This is a genomic window from Flavobacterium limnophilum (genome assembly GCF_027111315.2).
In the GTDB taxonomy this organism is placed as follows: domain Bacteria; phylum Bacteroidota; class Bacteroidia; order Flavobacteriales; family Flavobacteriaceae; genus Flavobacterium; species Flavobacterium limnophilum.
The window spans coordinates 2,191,305-2,210,602 of record NZ_CP114289.2; the positions used below are offsets into that span (position 1 = coordinate 2,191,305).

Below are 19,298 nucleotides of genomic sequence, written 5' to 3' on the forward strand. Positions count from 1 at the left end.
AGCATAGTTTCCTTCGTCAATTCGCTTTTGCTTGTGTACAAAATTTCGTTAACCATTGTACATCCCCATCCCAGCTCCTCGAAGTGTTCCACAAAAGCCGGGCTGCTGTGCGAAGTCTCCCGACTTCGTACCCACAACTATATGCAACAACAACTATAAAAACAACCCCGATCGCTCGGATATATAATGAATATTCTCGTTTACTGTCAGCGCGGATTTGCAATCCGTGCCCACAAGCGAGAGCAGACAACACAAAAAAACCAAGCAAAATCTCCTTGGTTTTGTGTTTTATACTCTTTTAAGCCAATTATCAGGCGATATTGAGGTATGAAATATACCTAGGACGGTAATAATATTCGTTTTTTCATTAAGGTGGTAATGCACTCCATAAGGAAAAATTGCCGTGTAGGCAGTTCTTACGGTTTTGTATTTCACTTGAAACAATAAAGGATTTTTAATAAGGTAGTTCAATGTGACTTTAACTTCATTAGCAAATCGTTTTTCTAAACCTTTTTGTTGACATTTGTACCAGTCTTTGGCTTTCTGAACATCATTCTTTACTTCTTTGTGGTTGATTACCGTATAACTCATTCTGCATCCAAAACTTTAAAAAGTTCATCAATAGGTTCTAGTTGATCAGGATTGTTTAAATCAGCTAAACGAATATCTAGAATATCCTTTTGCCATTGTGGTAATTCTTGGTCAATTTTTTCAATATTAGGATAGTGCTTTTTTATATTTTCCCAATCTTCAATAGGAATAAAAACACCGGTCGGCAAGCCATTATTATCTTGTATAATTTGTGTTCTCATAATATAATAAATTTACTTTTTACAAAGTTACAAAAAAACCATTACCAACAACGTCATTTTAAATGGCCTGTGGGTGTATGACAAATTACATCCATCAGATTACTATGTCTTTAGCAACTTGTGTTTCTAGCCTTTTGAAAAAGCTACGAAATCTGGACATCACAGAGCAGTCCAAGAAACCTCGATTTTAATTCCATAGAATTCGATGGGTTTAGAAAATAAGCTAACTTAAGTATAAAGCCTCAGTAACCAGCTGTGCGAAGTCTCCCGACTTCGTACCCAATACTATATGCCGTTAAAACTTTAGAAACTTATTCTTACACTTGTGTTTGTTGCCTATCGGAATCGCAGAGCAGTAGTATCAAAAGCAAACCCAGCAAATCATTGGAACGAATATACTTTTTTATATAACTTTATAAACTCGTAAAGTCATTTTATAAAAAGTAAACTCAATACAAATGGAACTCTCCAAATCAGATAAAAAAACAGCTCGAATTCTAATGGACAAAGGAATTCTAAAAGAAATTGAAATCTGTAATGCTTCGGTTTTAGCCATTTTAACAGACTGGAAAAACGACAAGAAAGAAACACGAGAAACTTACGGTAAAGTATATGAAATCGTTAAAAAAAATGACAAATACATTGCTTCAAATTACGATGGAATTACAGGAATTCACTATTTTAATACTGTTTTAAATATGTATTGCAAAGGTCTAGTTACAGAAGAAGACATAAAACCGTTTTCTGAAACTATAAGGGAGCGTTTAATAGCATTCAAAAAGAATCGCATCTAATATAATAGAGCCTCACCCGATCGCGCGGATATATAATGAATATTCTCGTTTACTGTCAGCCCCGATCGCTCGGATATATAATGAATATTCTCGTTTACTGTCAGCGCGGATTTGCTATCCGTGCCCACAAGTGAGAGCAGACAATACGAATTTAAAGACTACAACAAATTTTGTTAGATATGTTTAATTGCCAATTGGAATGAGCACAGTTTGCAAAACTGCGCTAACGATTCTGGACTTATTCAGGCTATCAATATCCCGCTCATGAAAACTAACAAAACTAACAAAATCAAATAACTATAAATTTATAATAGGCACGAACAAAAAAAACAATATCTTGCTAACTCAAAATAACTAAATTGAAAAAACATTTAAAATATCTCCTTTCTCTCCTTCTGGTTTTTGGCCTGACGGTAAATGATGGTATTTTATATTCTCAATCTAATTCAGCAGAATATTATCAATTCTCGAACGTAATTTTCTCAAGCGAAACTACTACCAAAGGTTCTAAAGTTTACGTTTTTAATCCCGTTTCGTCTCAGAAAACTTCGTTTCCTGTTTTATTAACCTTCCTCGAATTTAAAGAAATTTCTACGCTTCAAATTCGGGTTCTCCTAAAAATACAAACGTTACTTTACCAAAAAGTACGTTCTAATACCGCTCTATATATCTTTATAAACGAGATAATTACTTCAAGAAACTACTTTGAAAGTTTATACATAGCTTAGAAATTAATTTTCCAAGCATTTATGCTATTCAACGCATAAGATGATAAAAACAAATGTATAATCATTTATCATTTACAAAATGTATAAACAAAACAACAAACCTAGTTTGGAGAAATCTAAACGCCCTATTCTTTGGGTAAAAAGAAAAATTATTCTAATTATTACTGCGCTTATGCTCGGAATGTCAAACGGAATGAACAACGAAAACACCATGCTCAACGGAAATCAATACAATACGGAACAACAAGATAAAAAAGATTGATTTGTAACTCCCCCGCTGTGCGAAGTCTCCCGACTTCGTACCCACAACTATATGCAACAACAACTATAAAAACAACCCCGATTGCTCGGATATATAATGAATATTCTCGTTTACTGTTAGTGCGGATTTGCAATCCGTGCCCGCTGTGGCAAGTCTCCCGACTTCGTACCCACAACTATATGCAACAACAACTATAAAAAACAATACCCGGCTCGTGAACACCAGCAATGCCATTTGAAATGAGCATAGTTTCCTTCGTCAATTCGCTTTTACTCGTCTACAAAATTTCGTTAATTATGGTGCATCCCCTCATAGAAACTTTGCTTTTTAAGTTAGAATAGTTCTTGAAAAAAGTAGTGGTTATTCGAAAATAAATTTTTAAATTTAATAGAAATAAAAAAGTATTCATTTGAATATCAATTATTTGAATTTAATTTTAATCTAAAAACAAAAATCATGAAACTACTTATTCTTTATGGCACAACTGAAGGGCAAACCCGCAAGATTGCCCATTTTATGAAAGCTGTTTTACAGAATGCTGGACATCAAACAACAATTGTAGACACGACAGCAAATCCTCCTTCACCAAAAGAGTATGATGCTGTTCTAATTGGTTCTTCGATACACATGCACAAATACCAGTCTGCCGTGAATCATTATATTAAAAAACACGCTGACGAATTGAATCTAATGCCGGGGGCTTTCTTTTCTGTCTCTCTTGCCGTGGCATCCGGAATGAAGGAGGAACTTCAAGAAGTTCAAAAAATAACAAACGATTTTCTGGAACATACTGGATGGAAGCCCTTGATGACTACTCAAATAGCTGGCGCTTTAAAATACACCGAGTACGATTACTTTAAACGTCTTATCATGAAAATGATTTCTAAAAAAGAAGGAGGAGCAACCGATACCTCACAGGATTACGAATACACCAATTGGGATGAAGTGACACAATTTACCAACGAATTTGCTAATAAAGTATCGCAAAAGCTTTTATCCCAGTTATAAGAACCTTACGACTTCATAACCTTACGCAAGCGCAGAATTGCATTCTGTGCCCGAAAACGAGAGCAACACGGATAGCGCGGATTTGCACACGAGCGATAGCGAACTGACGAAGTAATCCGTGCCCACTAGCGAGAGCAAATAAAAAGAATTTAAAGACTACAACAAATTTTATTAGATATGTTTACTTGCCAATTTGGAAAGTCCACAGAATACAATTCTACGCTAACAAACACAAGGCTAAATCCTCAAACCTAAACTTGGGGATTTTTTGTATTTTTACGATTCAATACTTTTTCTATGCAAGAAAACAAATCCAACATCCTCATATATCAAACTGAAAATGGCGTTACCCAAATAGAAACTACGTTAAAAACAAATAGTTTATGGCAAAAAGTAAAACAATAGTAGTAAAAGGAACAAATGTTTCAATTTTAAATTATGGTGTCAACGACTATATTTCATTGACGGATATTGCAAAATCTAGAAATAATTCAGAACCTTTTGCTGTCATTAATAATTGGATGCGAAGCAGAAGTACAATTGAATTTATTGGTTTATGGGAGAAACTCTGTAATATAGATTTTAAACCTCTCGAATTCGAGAGGTTTAAAAATGAAGCAGGAAGTAATTACTTTGTACTTTCGCCTCAACGTTGGATTTCTGAAACTAATGCTATTGGAATTATTTCAAAATCTGGAAGATATGGAGGTACTTTTGCCCACAAGGATATTGCTTTTGAATTTGCTTCTTGGATTTCATCTGAATTCAAATTATATCTTATAGTAGAATTCCAACGCCTAAAAGACGATGAAAACGATAGACTGAAATTAGAATGGAGTTTTCAACGTACATTGGCAAAAGTAAATTATCACATTCATACGGATGCCATTAAACAAAATCTTATTCCGGCGGAGCTTGATAAAACCAAAATCAATTTTGTGTAGGCCAATGAAGCCGATTTACTCAATGTGGCATTATTTGGCAAAACAGCCAAACAATGGCGCGAGGAACATCCTGATTTGGAAGGTAATATTAGAGATGCTGCAACCATTGAACAATTAGTTGTTTTATCCAATTTAGAAAGTCTAAATTCGGTTTTCATTCATCAAGGACAATCCCAATCCGAAAGATTAATTCAACTCAATACTATAGCAATTACTCAAATGAAAGCATTGGTCAACAATAAACAAATTAAAAAATTGAACCCTTAAACTGTTCTTTATTAAATTCAAAGTAAAGGCGAAATCTCCCGACTTTCGCACCTGCAACTATATTCCACAACAACTTAGCAACTTATTTTTCGACTTGTGTTTGTTGCTCATTGGAATAGTCGGCATCATCAACCTAAATCCTCAACTCTAAACTTGGGGATTTTTTGTATTTTTACGATTCAATACTTTTTCTATGCAAGAAAACAAATCCAACATCCTCCTATATCAAACTGAAGATGGCGTTACCAAAATAGAAACCCGTCTTCTGGACGAAACGGTTTGGCTTACCCAAGCGCAAATGGCAACTCTTTTTGATAAAGGAAGAGTTACAATTACGGAACACATAAACAACATCTTTAAAGAAGGGGAATTGAATGAAAATTCAGTTAGTCGGAAATTCCGACATACTAGATATGCACTAAATCTTTTTGATACGAAAAGCGCGGATTTGCAATCCGTGCCCACAAGCGAAAGAATTAAACCATTTTTCAACTGTTCGGAAATTCCGAACAGTTGAATCAGAAGATGCTAAAACTGTGACTTAAAACAAAACCTATGTCAAAACGAGACGAACTAAATCAATTGCCTTTGTATCAAAAGGCAGAACAAATTTTTAAAATCACCCAAGGATTAGTCGAAAATTGTTCCTGCCGACAATGAATTTCTTCAAGAAACTACTGTTCGATTTATGTTGGAAAACGCAATGATTATACCCGCTAAAATTTCGGGTGCTCAAGCTGTAGAATTGTATGATTTAAAAATGGAAAATGCCACCATTATCCGAAAAGCAGCACGAGAACTTAGTGTTTACGCAGGTAGTTTACGATTTGAAGAAGACATCTTGGACAAAGACTACATCTTTTTATTGAGAAAAGAAATTGATGAATTCCGACTTTTATTTATTGATTGGGTCGCTGGTTTTGATATGTGGAATTATATCAAAGACGACTGGGGATTATTTAACCCTCCAGGAGTAAGTGCACACGATAAAGATCCTGATGAAGACATCCCATTTAACCCTGATGATTTTTTAAATTTTGAGGATGACGAAGATAATGAGGAAGAATAATTCATTAAGTAGGCGAAGTCTCCGATCGCTCGGATATATAATAAATATTCTCAAATACGGATAGCGGATTTGCAATCCGTGCCCACAAACGAGAGAAAAAAATATAAATGTTTTAATTACCAATTGGAATGGGCACAGTTTGCAAAACGGCCTAACCCTGATTGTATATAAAAACACTAAAAGTTTAAACCCGTCGAATTCGACGGGTTTAAAAAAAGAATCTAACTGGCAAAGTCTCTTCACTCCATACCCACTCTATACTATTGTCCATAAAAACTTTAACACTTATTTTCCAGTTTGTGTTTCTTGTCTTTTGAAAAAGCCACAAACTCAATTCCAATAGCTATTAAAATCGAGAATAGTTTCTGCAAATGATTTTCAATTCATTACCCAAAATTAGTAAGTGAATAATATAACTTTTAACAAAAGTTATGTAACAAAATTCGTGTGTTCCCACCTGACCTTTACATCAAACAATTTTAATTATAAAATTTATGAAAAAGTTACTATTTCTATGTGTAGCAATCGCTTTTACATTTACTTCAAGAGCACAAACGGAAGATAAAAAATGGAATGTTGGGTTACACGCAGGTGTTACTCAATACAGCGGTGATTTAGGTCGCGATTGGTACAAAACCGATAATTCGATGTATGGTTTTGGTGGGTTGTCAGTTTCCAGGTATTTAGGCAAATTATTTGACGTCAATCTATTGCTGTCAAAAGGAACTATGGGGTATCATAATGGTACAACTGCAGGTTTTAGATCGGATTTTAATGCGGTATCTATTAACTTGCGCTTCAATATCGTAGCACCAGAATATATTATAAGACCTTATGTATTTGCTGGAGCTGGAGCGATTCAATTTGATAACACACCTGATTTTCATCACGAAAAGTATGATTTTATGCTGCCATCAACGGGTGCGGGTATCAACATCAGATTGACTCCAGTTATTATGCTGAATCTGCAAGAAACATTCATGTTCTCCAACCATGACGGCCGTGATGGTGTTGACAATGCCGCTGGTAAAATGGCTAAAAAAGATTCCTATGTAACACACATGGCGGGCTTGACTTTCAATATGGGTAATTCTGTTGACACGGATCAAGATGGTGTTTCAGACAAAAAGGATACTTGCCCAGGAACCCCTGTGGGAGTTACTGTAGATAAAATGGGTTGTCCATTGGATAAAGATGCCGATGGCGTTCCAGATTATATGGACAATTGCCCAGATATTGCAGGTTCAAAAATGCTAAACGGTTGTCCAGATAAAGACAATGATGGTGTTGAAGATTCAAAAGACCAATGTCCAGACCAAGCAGGAACAGTTGCACTCAATGGTTGCCCTGATACTGACAAAGATGGTATTGCTGATAAAGAGGACAAATGTCCTACCGTAGCTGGTCCTAAAGAAAATGGCGGATGTCCAGTATTGGATGCTGACAAAGATGGCGTGGCTGATAAAGATGATGATTGTCCTAGTGTAGCTGGTTCTATTAGCAACAGAGGATGTCCTGAAGTAACTACAGAAGTTATTGAAAAGCTTAAAATTCAAGCTAGATCAGTTTTCTTTAATACTGGTAAATCAACTTTTAAAACTGGAGATGCTGCAACAATAACTAGTTTAGACGCTATGAGAGAAATCCTTAGAAACTATCCAAATGCAAAATTCAGTATTGAAGGTCATACAGATAGTGATGGATCTAATGCATTCAATCAAAAACTTTCTGAAGACAGAGCTAACGCTGTTAGAAATGCTTTAATTGAAAAAGGAGTTAAACCTGATAATTTGACTGCTGTAGGTTTTGGTGAATCTAAACCAGTTGCTTCAAACAAAACTAAAACTGGTAAAGCTCAAAACAGAAGAACTGAAGTTAAACACGTCGGTTCTATATACCAAGATAAATTGTAATTTACTTTTAAATAAATAAATTTAAAAAGCCATTCTTAATAAATATGCCCCAAAAAGTTAGACGCTATTTGGGGCATTTTTTATGGAAAGAAAAGTAAAGTATCATTATGCATTAAATTCATCAAAATAGCCCTAATATTACCATTAGAAAACGTAGTCAATGCCTTGTTTTATCGCATCAAAGACATAAGATTAAAGACTTGGCTTCTATTTTTAAAGTCAGTCGCAGAACAATTGAACGTTGGTTTGAACGTTGGTTTGATGGTTGGGCTGAAATCGGGGTTGATTCCCTTGGAATTGCAGAGGGTAGAGGAGCGAAAACCCTATTGAAAGACTATTCCAAAGAGGTTTCCGAGCAATTGGAACTTCACAATAGAAATTTAAAAAATGTATTAATTTATTTTGAAGAGCAACACAATATAATTATCTGCAAAAAAACATTGCAGAATTTTTTAAAAGTTACTGGGTTATAAATGGAAAAGAGCTAGACTCTCTTTAAAAGGCAAACGAAACGAAGAACAATTTCAATTTAAACAAGAGCAAATAGAAACACTAAAGCGTTTGGAAGATAGCGGATATATTGATTTATATTTTGGAGACCAAAGTCATTTTGGACTCACTCTAGCTGCTAAGTTCCCGATTGTTCGGATATATAATGAATATTCTCGTTTACTGTTAGCGCGGATTTGCAATCCGTGCCCACAAGCGAGAGCAGACAAAAAGAATTTAAATATAACTACAATAATTATTCACCCCCAGCTGGCGAAGTCTCCCGACCTTAGTACCCTCTATTATATGCAGCTACAACTTTAGGAACTTATTTTCTATGGGAACTTCGTAGAGTAATCGAATTACCATGTTTTTACAATCCAGATTTAAAACCCATCAAATTCGATAGGTTTAAAAAACCACATCAAATATTTCTTAAAAAATGCCATATAAACCAAAAAACCCTGTTTCGTTAGAAACAGGGTTTTTCAAAAGACCCGAGGCTTTAGCCGAACTGGCGAAGCAAAGGCGACGAACCGAGCCGCTAGGCGAACACGGCGTACCTATAAACCAAAAAACCCCGTTTCGTTAGAAACAGGGTTTTTTCAAAAGAAAGGCGACGACATACTCTCCCACATAACTGCAGTACCATCTGCGCAGGCGGGCTTAACTACTCTGTTCGGGATGGGAAGAGGTGAGCCCCGCCGCAATAACCACCTTAAGGTCGTTTTGCAATGGGTATTCCGACTGTATCGGAACAACATTACACAATATCTTGACATACTGAGATAAAGAAATTCAATAAATTGTCATCCTGTAAGGATCTAGAAAGTTTCTTCCCCCTTCCCCCCCTCATTCGGAGGGGGCTGGGGGGAGGATGTGTACATAAGCTTACGGATTATTAGTACTACTCGACTATGACATTACTGCCTTTACATCTATAGCCTATCAACGTGGTCATCTCCCACGATCCTTAAAAGAAATCTCATCTTGTGGTGGGTTTCGCGCTTATATGCTTTCAGCGCTTATCCCTTCCCAACGTAGCTACTCTGCGATGCTCCTGGCGGAACAACAGATACACTAGAGGTTAGTCCAATTCGGTCCTCTCGTACTAGAATCAGATCCACTCAAATTTCTTGCGCCCACAGTAGATAGAGACCGAACTGTCTCACGACGTTCTGAACCCAGCTCGCGTGCCACTTTAATGGGCGAACAGCCCAACCCTTGGGACCTTCTCCAGCCCCAGGATGTGACGAGCCGACATCGAGGTGCCAAACCCCCCCGTCGATATGAGCTCTTGGGGGAGATCAGCCTGTTATCCCCGGCGTACCTTTTATCCTTTGAGCGATGGCCCTTCCATGCGGAACCACCGGATCACTATGCTCTACTTTCGTACCTGATCGACCTGTATGTCTCTCAGTCAAGCTCCCTTATGCCATTGCACTCTACGCACGGTTACCAAGCGTACTGAGGGAACCTTTAGAAGCCTCCGTTACTCTTTTGGAGGCGACCACCCCAGTCAAACTACCCACCAAGCAATGTCCCCCGTTTTCGGGGTTAGGCCTCAGATAAACAAAGGGTTGTATTTCAACAATGACTCCACAACGCCTAGCGACGCCACTTCACAGTCTCCAACCTATCCTACACATCATTTATCCAAGGTCAATACTAAGCTATAGTAAAGGTGCACAGGGTCTTTTCGTCCCACTGCGGGTAAACGGCATCTTCACCGTTACTACAATTTCACCGAGCTCATGGCTGAGACAGTGTCCAGATCGTTACACCATTCGTGCAGGTCGGAACTTACCCGACAAGGAATTTCGCTACCTTAGGACCGTTATAGTTACGGCCGCCGTTTACTGGGGCTTCAATTCAATGCTTCTTCTTGCGAATAACATCTCCTCTTAACCTTCCAGCACCGGGCAGGTGTCAGGCCCTATACTTCATCTTGCGATTTTGCAGAGCCCTGTGTTTTTGATAAACAGTCGCCTGGACCTCTTCACTGCGGCCCCGATTGCTCGGGGCGACCCTTCTCCCGAAGTTACGGGTCTATTTTGCCTAATTCCTTAGCCATGAATCTCTCGAGCACCTTAGGATTCTCTCCTCGACTACCTGTGTCGGTTTGCGGTACGGGTACTGATTACCTGAAGTTTAGAGGTTTTTCTTGGAAGCCCTTAGGCGCACTATCTCTTTGTCCGAAGACTCCGAGTACTATCGTATTTCCCCAAGCCGCGTGGATTTGCCTGCGCAGCTTATAGGTAGGTACTTCAACGAACTATTCCGTCAGTTCGCGGCGCTTTCATCACTCCGTCACCCCATCACAGTAATCAGTAGTACGGGAATATTAACCCGTTGGCCATCGACTGTCCCTTTCGGGTTCGCCTTAGGTCCCGACTAACCCACAGCTGATTAGCATAGCTGTGGAAACCTTAGTCTTTCGGTGTGCGGGTTTCTCGCCCGCATTATCGTTACTTATGCCTACATTTTCTTTTCCAACCAGTCCAGCATGCTTTACAACACACCTTCTACCCTGTTGGAATGCTCCCCTACCACTTTAACTTACGTTAAAATCCATAGCTTCGGTAATATGTTTATGCCCGATTATTATCCATGCTCGTCCGCTCGACTAGTGAGCTGTTACGCACTCTTTAAATGAATGGCTGCTTCCAAGCCAACATCCTAGCTGTCTGGGCAGACAAACCTCGTTCTTTCAACTTAACATATATTTGGGGACCTTAGCTGATGGTCTGGGTTCTTTCCCTCTCGGACTTGGACCTTAGCACCCAAGCCCTCACTGCTGGTAAACATTATATAGCATTCGGAGTTTGTCAGGAATTGGTAGGCGGTGAAGCCCCCGCATCCAATCAGTAGCTCTACCTCTATATAACTTTATGACCAACGCTGCACCTAAATGCATTTCGGGGAGTACGAGCTATTTCCGAGTTTGATTGGCCTTTCACCCCTACCCACAGGTCATCCGAAGACTTTTCAACGTCAACCGGTTCGGACCTCCACTGTGTGTTACCACAGCTTCATCCTGCCCATGGGTAGATCACACGGTTTCGCGTCTAACACTACTGACTAAAGCGCCCTATTCAGACTCGCTTTCGCTACGGATCCGTGGCTTAACCACTTATCCTTGCCAGCAACGTTAACTCGTAGGCTCATTATGCAAAAGGCACGCCGTCACCCCACGAAAGGGCTCCGACCGCTTGTAAGCGTATGGTTTCAGGATCTATTTCACTCCGTTATTCACGGTTCTTTTCACCTTTCCCTCACGGTACTGGTTCACTATCGGTCTCTCAGGAGTATTTAGCCTTAGCGGATGGTCCCGCCAAATTCAGACAGGGTTTCACGTGCCCCGCCCTACTCAGGATACCACTATCGTTATCTTCTATTACTTATACAGGGCTATCACCTTCTATGGCTCTACTTTCCAGTAGATTCTAATTCTATCCGCAACAAATATCGTGGTCCTACAACCCCAGCATTGCCGTAACAACACTGGTTTGGGCTAATCCGCGTTCGCTCGCCACTACTTACGGAATCACTTTTGTTTTCTTCTCCTCCGCCTACTTAGATGTTTCAGTTCAGCGGGTTTGCCCACCTATCGGTGTACTATGTCTTCAACATAGTGGGTTGCCCCATTCAGGTATTTACGGATCGTATCGTGTGTGCCAATCCCCGTAACTTTTCGCAGCTTATCACGCCTTTCATCGCCTCTGAGAGCCTAGGCATCCCCCATACGCCCTTATTTTGCTTATTGTACCAATCATAAATTTAATTATGACCGTTTTGTTTCGATTTCCTAATAAATTAGAAAATCTGCTTTCTACTTTTTATTATTTCTTATCTCAATATGTCAATGAACTTTTATGCTGAACTTGATTCAGCATCTGTGGAGAATAACGGAGTCGAACCGTTGACCTCCTGCGTGCAAGGCAGGCGCTCTAGCCAGCTGAGCTAATCCCCCATTTTTTAGTGGCAGTTAACAGTTTTCAGTTAACAGTACTTAAAACGGCTTCACTCAACCTCTAAAATTTCCTTTTATTCTGAATTTATTTCAGAATCTTTAAGTCTAAAATAGTTGTCTCGGACAGACTCGAACTGTCGACCCCTACATTATCAGTGTAGTACTCTAACCAGCTGAGCTACGAGACACTCTTTTCTTAAAAATAAAACCTTTGTCAGGTTTTACGTGTATTATTTGAACTAACAGCGAGAGTAATTGAATCTTTCGATTCTTTCCAATAATATTTTTCGTCTTCTTTCCTAAAAGTGTTGCAAGCAACTAACATTTAGGCTCTAGAAAGGAGGTGTTCCAGCCGCACCTTCCGGTACGGCTACCTTGTTACGACTTAGCCCTAGTTACCAGTTTTACCCTAGGCAGCTCCTTGCGGTCACCGACTTCAGGCACCCCCAGCTTCCATGGCTTGACGGGCGGTGTGTACAAGGCCCGGGAACGTATTCACCGGATCATGGCTGATATCCGATTACTAGCGATTCCAGCTTCACGGAGTCGAGTTGCAGACTCCGATCCGAACTGTGACCGGTTTTGTAGATTCGCTCCTGGTCACCCAGTGGCTGCTCTCTGTACCGGCCATTGTAGCACGTGTGTAGCCCAAGGCGTAAGGGCCGTGATGATTTGACGTCATCCCCACCTTCCTCTCAGTTTGCACTGGCAGTCTCGTTAGAGTTCCCGACATGACTCGCTGGCAACTAACAACAGGGGTTGCGCTCGTTATAGGACTTAACCTGACACCTCACGGCACGAGCTGACGACAACCATGCAGCACCTTGTAAATTGTCTTGCGAAAAGTCTGTTTCCAAACCGGTCAATCTACATTTAAGCCTTGGTAAGGTTCCTCGCGTATCATCGAATTAAACCACATGCTCCACCGCTTGTGCGGGCCCCCGTCAATTCCTTTGAGTTTCATTCTTGCGAACGTACTCCCCAGGTGGGATACTTATCACTTTCGCTTAGCCACTGAACTTGCGCCCAACAGCTAGTATCCATCGTTTACGGCGTGGACTACCAGGGTATCTAATCCTGTTCGCTACCCACGCTTTCGTCCATCAGCGTCAATCCATTAGTAGTAACCTGCCTTCGCAATTGGTATTCCATGTAATCTCTAAGCATTTCACCGCTACACTACATATTCTAGTTACTTCCTAATAATTCAAGTCCTACAGTATCAATGGCCGTTTCCCCGTTGAGCGGGGAGATTTCACCACTGACTTATAAGACCGCCTACGGACCCTTTAAACCCAATGATTCCGGATAACGCTTGGATCCTCCGTATTACCGCGGCTGCTGGCACGGAGTTAGCCGATCCTTATTCTTACAGTACCGTCAAGTCCCGACACGTCGGGATGTTTCTTCCTGTACAAAAGCAGTTTACAATCCATAGGACCGTCATCCTGCACGCGGCATGGCTGGATCAGGCTTGCGCCCATTGTCCAATATTCCTCACTGCTGCCTCCCGTAGGAGTCTGGTCCGTGTCTCAGTACCAGTGTGGGGGATCTCCCTCTCAGGACCCCTACCCATCGTAGCCTTGGTATGCCGTTACCATACCAACTAGCTAATGGGACGCATGCTCATCTTTTGCCGTTGTGACTTTAATTATAATATGATGCCATACTATAATACTATGAGGTATTAATCCAAATTTCTCTGGGCTATCCCTCTGCAAAAGGTAGATTACATACGCGTTACGCACCCGTGCGCCGGTCTCTTGGTCCGAAAACCAATACCCCTCGACTTGCATGTGTTAAGCCTGCCGCTAGCGTTCATCCTGAGCCAGGATCAAACTCTTCATCGTATATTGTTTGCTTAATAAATTAAGCTATTGTTATTCGACTCAAATTCTAGTGGTTTTTTAAATCTTCCGATTCTCTTACTCTCTTTATTATTGTCCCGATAAATCGGGACGGCTGTCAATTCAATATGTCTAGGAACGTGTCTTTCTTTTTTTTAAGTGCCAGTCTCTCGATTAGCGGGTGCAAAAGTAACAAAGTCTTTTCTTTCTGACAAGCTTTTTGTGAAGTTTTTTTGAAAAATATTTTTTCCTTTCTTCTTAATTTTCTTGTCAGTTTTTCAAGGAACATTGTTCATTTAGCGGGGTGCAAATGTAACACTCTTTTTTATTTCTCGCAAACTTTTTTTTAAATCCTTGTGCTATTGATGGATTCAGACGAGCTACTACTTTAATGTTTTGTTCACTGGCTATTTTAAGGTTTTCTTTTCCAGAATAAGCCCCATCACCAATAACGGCTTCTACATCAATTCCGTTTTCTCGACTAATCTCTAAAAGTTTAGGTAGTTCTGGACCATCTCCTTTTTCTCCCGATGTAATCACAGCGGCAGTAATGATGCACTCTTCAGTCATAGTTAAATCAGTTTTGTATCCAAAAAAGGAACTATCGGCAGGTTTACGACCTGTTTTTGCATCGGAATCTTTCGATAGTATAAAATTTTCTTGAGTATCATCTACGGTTTCTTTTAAAAGGTTTAATTATTCTTTCACAGCAGGGATTGAACTTATTGAAGGCTCTTTTTCTATGCGTGTTTCTAGCTCTTTGCAATAAGCCAACTCCTTTTCTAAATCATTGTCGGTATTCTTTTGAGACATACGTTCTTTGAATTGCTCATCGAAGGTATATATCGTTTTTCGAAGTAGCTTGAACCGTTCCCGCAATACGTCTATGGCTAAAAACGGATTGGATCTTAATAAAGTATGAGTAGCATCAACGATGATAGACTTCGAACGAATGATGCCTTTTTCGATAACTATGGTCACCGTTTTATTTATCAATAAGTTCAACAAATCGGTGTCTTTCAAACGTAGTTTTCTGAATTTTGTCAACGAACTCAAATTGATAACGCCATCTTCAGGAGTAATATCCAAGAAATATTTAAAGAACATATCATATAGGGAGCACTCTACAACATCAGAAACGGTGTAAATTGTTTTAAGAAGAAAATACTTGAACATACGAACAGGACTTTCCACCATACAACCATTAGTGGCGCAGTATTTGTTAACTCATCATAAATGAAAGAAAAATCGATTAAACCGTTGATTTTTCTCAAAATATTTCCTTTTGGAACTATTAAATCATACAACCTAGAATGCTCCGATCTGTAATAATATTCTTTGGGTTGATGAAAAATTTGATAAAAATCTTAAAAACCTTTTTAAACCAAAAAACCCTGTTTCGTTAGAAACAGGGTTTTTCAAAAGACCCGAGGCTTTAGCCGAACTGGCGAAGCAAAGGCGACGAACCGAGCCGCTAGGCGAACACGGCGTACCTATAAACCAAAAAACCCCGTTTCGTTAGAAACAGGGTTTTTTCAAAAGAAAGGCGACGACATACTCTCCCACATAACTGCAGTACCATCTGCGCAGGCGGGCTTAACTACTCTGTTCGGGATGGGAAGAGGTGAGCCCCGCCGCAATAACCACCTTAAGGTCGTTTTGCAATGGGTATTCCGACTGTATCAGAACAACATTACACAATATCTTGACATACTGAGATAAAGAATATAAAAAGTATTAGAAAGTTTCTTCCCCCTTCCCCCCCTCATTCGGAGGGGGCTGGGGGGAGGATGTGTACATAAGCTTACGGATTATTAGTACTACTCGACTATGACATTACTGCCTTTACATCTATAGCCTATCAACGTGGTCATCTCCCACGATCCTTAAAAGAAATCTCATCTTGTGGTGGGTTTCGCGCTTATATGCTTTCAGCGCTTATCCCTTCCCAACGTAGCTACTCTGCGATGCTCCTGGCGGAACAACAGATACACTAGAGGTTAGTCCAATTCGGTCCTCTCGTACTAGAATCAGATCCACTCAAATTTCTTGCGCCCACAGTAGATAGAGACCGAACTGTCTCACGACGTTCTGAACCCAGCTCGCGTGCCACTTTAATGGGCGAACAGCCCAACCCTTGGGACCTTCTCCAGCCCCAGGATGTGACGAGCCGACATCGAGGTGCCAAACCCCCCCGTCGATATGAGCTCTTGGGGGAGATCAGCCTGTTATCCCCGGCGTACCTTTTATCCTTTGAGCGATGGCCCTTCCATGCGGAACCACCGGATCACTATGCTCTACTTTCGTACCTGATCGACCTGTATGTCTCTCAGTCAAGCTCCCTTATGCCATTGCACTCTACGCACGGTTACCAAGCGTACTGAGGGAACCTTTAGAAGCCTCCGTTACTCTTTTGGAGGCGACCACCCCAGTCAAACTACCCACCAAGCAATGTCCCCCGTTTTCGGGGTTAGGCCTCAGATAAACAAAGGGTTGTATTTCAACAATGACTCCACAACGCCTAGCGACGCCACTTCACAGTCTCCAACCTATCCTACACATCATTTATCCAAGGTCAATACTAAGCTATAGTAAAGGTGCACAGGGTCTTTTCGTCCCACTGCGGGTAAACGGCATCTTCACCGTTACTACAATTTCACCGAGCTCATGGCTGAGACAGTGTCCAGATCGTTACACCATTCGTGCAGGTCGGAACTTACCCGACAAGGAATTTCGCTACCTTAGGACCGTTATAGTTACGGCCGCCGTTTACTGGGGCTTCAATTCAATGCTTCTTCTTGCGAATAACATCTCCTCTTAACCTTCCAGCACCGGGCAGGTGTCAGGCCCTATACTTCATCTTGCGATTTTGCAGAGCCCTGTGTTTTTGATAAACAGTCGCCTGGACCTCTTCACTGCGGCCCCGATTGCTCGGGGCGACCCTTCTCCCGAAGTTACGGGTCTATTTTGCCTAATTCCTTAGCCATGAATCTCTCGAGCACCTTAGGATTCTCTCCTCGACTACCTGTGTCGGTTTGCGGTACGGGTACTGATTACCTGAAGTTTAGAGGTTTTTCTTGGAAGCCCTTAGGCGCACTATCTCTTTGTCCGAAGACTCCGAGTACTATCGTATTTCCCCAAGCCGCGTGGATTTGCCTGCGCAGCTTATAGGTAGGTACTTCAACGAACTATTCCGTCAGTTCGCGGCGCTTTCATCACTCCGTCACCCCATCACAGTAATCAGTAGTACGGGAATATTAACCCGTTGGCCATCGACTGTCCCTTTCGGGTTCGCCTTAGGTCCCGACTAACCCACAGCTGATTAGCATAGCTGTGGAAACCTTAGTCTTTCGGTGTGCGGGTTTCTCGCCCGCATTATCGTTACTTATGCCTACATTTTCTTTTCCAACCAGTCCAGCATGCTTTACAACACACCTTCTACCCTGTTGGAATGCTCCCCTACCACTTTGCAACTTAATGCAAAATCCATAGCTTCGGTAATATGTTTATGCCCGATTATTATCCATGCTCGTCCGCTCGACTAGTGAGCTGTTACGCACTCTTTAAATGAATGGCTGCTTCCAAGCCAACATCCTAGCTGTCTGGGCAGACAAACCTCGTTCTTTCAACTTAACATATATTTGGGGACCTTAGCTGATGGTCTGGGTTCTTTCCCTCTCGGACTTGGACCTTAGCACCCAAGCCCTCACTGCTGGTAAACATTATATAGCATTCGGAGTTTGTCAGGAATTGGTAGGCGGTGAAGCCCCCGCATCCAATCAGTAGCTCTACCTCTATATAACTTTATGACCAACGCTGCACCTAAATGCATTTCGGGGAGTACGAGCTATTTCCGAGTTTGATTGGCCTTTCACCCCTACCCACAGGTCATCCGAAGACTTTTCAACGTCAACCGGTTCGGACCTCCACTGTGTGTTACCACAGCTTCATCCTGCCCATGGGTAGATCACACGGTTTCGCGTCTAACACTACTGACTAAAGCGCCCTATTCAGACTCGCTTTCGCTACGGATCCGTGGCTTAACCACTTATCCTTGCCAGCAACGTTAACTCGTAGGCTCATTATGCAAAAGGCACGCCGTCACCCCACGAAAGGGCTCCGACCGCTTGTAAGCGTATGGTTTCAGGATCTATTTCACTCCGTTATTCACGGTTCTTTTCACCTTTCCCTCACGGTACTGGTTCACTATCGGTCTCTCAGGAGTATTTAGCCTTAGCGGATGGTCCCGCCAAATTCAGACAGGGTTTCACGTGCCCCGCCCTACTCAGGATACCACTATCGTTATCTTCTATTACTTATACAGGGCTATCACCTTCTATGGCTCTACTTTCCAGTAGATTCTAATTCTATCCGCAACAAATATCGTGGTCCTACAACCCCAGCATTGCCGTAACAACACTGGTTTGGGCTAATCCGCGTTCGCTCGCCACTACTTACGGAATCACTTTTGTTTTCTTCTCCTCCGCCTACTTAGATGTTTCAGTTCAGCGGGTTTGCCCACCTATCGGTGTACTATGTCTTCAACATAGTGGGTTGCCCCATTCAGGTATTTACGGATCGTATCGTGTGTGCCAATCCCCGTAACTTTTCGCAGCTTATCACGCCTTTCATCGCCTCTGAGAGCCTAGGCATCCCCCATACGCCCTTATTTTGCTTATTGTACCAATCATAAATTTAATTATGACCGTTTTGTTTCGATTTCCTAATAAATTAGAAAATCTGCTTTCTACTTTTTATTATTTCTTATCTCAATATGTCAATGAACTTTTATGCTGAACTTGATTCAGCATCTGTGGAGAATAACGGAGTCGAACCGTTGACCTTCCCGATGAAAAATCGGGACGCTCCAGCACCATTTTGCTGAATCTTCTTTGGTGGAGAATAACGGAGTCGAACCGTTGACCTCCTGCGTGCAAGGCAGGCGCTCTAGCCAGCTGAGCTAATCCCCCATTTTTTAGTCGGCAGTTAACAGTTTTCAGTTAACAGTACTTAAAACGGCTTCACTCAACCTCTAAAATTTCCTTTTTTTAAGCCTAAAATAGTTGTCTCGGACAGACTCGAACTGTCGACCCCTACATTATCAGTGTAGTACTCTAACCAGCTGAGCTACGAGACACTCTTTTCTTAAAAATAAAACCTGTTTCAGGTTTTACGTGTATTATTTGAACTAA

Annotated in this window: 11 protein-coding genes, 5 tRNA genes, 5 rRNA genes and 1 pseudogene; 9 read left to right on the plus strand and 13 right to left on the minus strand. The window is 41.1% G+C overall.

What is annotated here, in order from left to right:
- Positions 1 to 288: 288 nt before the first annotated feature.
- Positions 289 to 591: a type II toxin-antitoxin system RelE/ParE family toxin gene (locus OZP13_RS08915; RefSeq protein ID WP_269239753.1), complete on the minus strand. Its 303-nt coding sequence runs from the start codon at positions 589 to 591 to the stop codon at positions 289 to 291.
- Positions 588 to 812, minus strand: a complete 225-nt coding sequence (locus tag OZP13_RS08920) for an addiction module component CHP02574 family protein (protein ID WP_269239754.1) — start codon at positions 810 to 812, stop codon at positions 588 to 590. Before OZP13_RS08920 ends, OZP13_RS08915 begins: the two co-directional genes overlap by 4 nt.
- A gap of 458 nt (positions 813 to 1,270) precedes the next feature.
- Here OZP13_RS08920 and OZP13_RS08925 point away from each other — a divergent pair, with 458 nt between their 5' ends.
- From OZP13_RS08925 to OZP13_RS08960, 9 genes are all read left to right on the plus strand, one after another.
- Positions 1,271 to 1,606 carry a hypothetical protein gene (locus OZP13_RS08925; RefSeq protein WP_269239755.1) on the plus strand — a complete coding sequence of 112 codons (336 nt, stop codon included), beginning with the start codon at positions 1,271 to 1,273 and terminating at the stop codon, positions 1,604 to 1,606.
- Positions 1,607 to 2,413: 807 nt separating this feature from the next.
- Positions 2,414 to 2,596 carry a hypothetical protein gene (locus OZP13_RS08930; RefSeq protein ID WP_281299395.1) on the plus strand — a complete coding sequence of 61 codons (183 nt, stop codon included), beginning with the start codon at positions 2,414 to 2,416 and terminating at the stop codon, positions 2,594 to 2,596.
- A 456-nt stretch (positions 2,597 to 3,052) separates the two neighbouring features.
- A complete protein-coding gene (gene hemG, locus OZP13_RS08935; RefSeq protein WP_281299396.1) occupies positions 3,053 to 3,604 on the plus strand; it encodes a menaquinone-dependent protoporphyrinogen IX dehydrogenase in 552 nt (183 codons plus the stop codon).
- A 383-nt stretch (positions 3,605 to 3,987) separates the two neighbouring features.
- Entirely contained in the window at positions 3,988 to 4,548 is a 561-nt protein-coding gene (locus OZP13_RS08940; protein WP_432419473.1) for a KilA-N domain-containing protein, read from the plus strand.
- A gap of 24 nt (positions 4,549 to 4,572) precedes the next feature.
- On the plus strand, positions 4,573 to 4,815 hold the full coding sequence (locus tag OZP13_RS18755; RefSeq protein ID WP_432419474.1) for a hypothetical protein: 243 nt from the start codon (positions 4,573 to 4,575) through the stop codon (positions 4,813 to 4,815).
- Between the two features lie 193 nt (positions 4,816 to 5,008).
- Positions 5,009 to 5,332 carry a virulence RhuM family protein gene (locus OZP13_RS08945; RefSeq protein WP_281299397.1) on the plus strand — a complete coding sequence of 108 codons (324 nt, stop codon included), beginning with the start codon at positions 5,009 to 5,011 and terminating at the stop codon, positions 5,330 to 5,332.
- A gap of 171 nt (positions 5,333 to 5,503) precedes the next feature.
- Entirely contained in the window at positions 5,504 to 5,884 is a 381-nt protein-coding gene (locus OZP13_RS08950) for a hypothetical protein (RefSeq protein ID WP_269239761.1), read from the plus strand.
- Positions 5,885 to 6,378: 494 nt separating this feature from the next.
- Complete coding sequence (locus OZP13_RS08955; RefSeq protein ID WP_281299398.1) at positions 6,379 to 7,797, plus strand: OmpA family protein; 1,419 nt, start codon at positions 6,379 to 6,381, stop codon at positions 7,795 to 7,797.
- Positions 7,798 to 7,988: 191 nt separating this feature from the next.
- Positions 7,989 to 8,270 carry a COG3415 family protein gene (locus OZP13_RS08960; RefSeq protein WP_432419477.1) on the plus strand — a complete coding sequence of 94 codons (282 nt, stop codon included), beginning with the start codon at positions 7,989 to 7,991 and terminating at the stop codon, positions 8,268 to 8,270.
- Between the two features lie 627 nt (positions 8,271 to 8,897).
- Here OZP13_RS08960 and rrf (OZP13_RS08965) read toward each other — a convergent pair.
- The 11 genes and pseudogenes from rrf (OZP13_RS08965) to OZP13_RS09015 all read right to left on the minus strand — a co-directional run bounded on the left by rrf (OZP13_RS08965) (position 8,898) and on the right by OZP13_RS09015 (position 19,243).
- Positions 8,898 to 9,007 (minus strand): 5S ribosomal RNA (gene rrf / locus OZP13_RS08965).
- 160 nt (positions 9,008 to 9,167) lie between these two features.
- Positions 9,168 to 12,052: ribosomal RNA gene (locus OZP13_RS08970) — 23S ribosomal RNA — on the minus strand.
- 133 nt (positions 12,053 to 12,185) lie between these two features.
- A tRNA-Ala gene (locus OZP13_RS08975) sits at positions 12,186 to 12,259 on the minus strand.
- 114 nt (positions 12,260 to 12,373) lie between these two features.
- Positions 12,374 to 12,447, minus strand: a tRNA-Ile gene (locus OZP13_RS08980).
- A gap of 148 nt (positions 12,448 to 12,595) precedes the next feature.
- Positions 12,596 to 14,109 (minus strand): 16S ribosomal RNA (locus OZP13_RS08985).
- A gap of 303 nt (positions 14,110 to 14,412) precedes the next feature.
- Positions 14,413 to 15,461 (minus strand): annotated as a pseudogene (locus OZP13_RS08990) (transposase); the annotation flags it as partial.
- A gap of 186 nt (positions 15,462 to 15,647) precedes the next feature.
- A 5S ribosomal RNA gene (rrf, locus tag OZP13_RS08995) occupies positions 15,648 to 15,757 on the minus strand.
- 143 nt (positions 15,758 to 15,900) lie between these two features.
- Positions 15,901 to 18,787, minus strand: a 23S ribosomal RNA gene (locus OZP13_RS09000).
- Together the 16S, 23S and 5S rRNA genes with 5 tRNA genes alongside form the textbook arrangement of a ribosomal RNA operon.
- A gap of 133 nt (positions 18,788 to 18,920) precedes the next feature.
- Positions 18,921 to 18,997: transfer RNA gene (locus OZP13_RS09005), tRNA-Lys, on the minus strand.
- Between the two features lie 2 nt (positions 18,998 to 18,999).
- A tRNA-Ala gene (locus tag OZP13_RS09010) sits at positions 19,000 to 19,076 on the minus strand.
- 93 nt (positions 19,077 to 19,169) lie between these two features.
- A tRNA-Ile gene (locus OZP13_RS09015) sits at positions 19,170 to 19,243 on the minus strand.
- Positions 19,244 to 19,298: the final 55 nt, after the last annotated feature.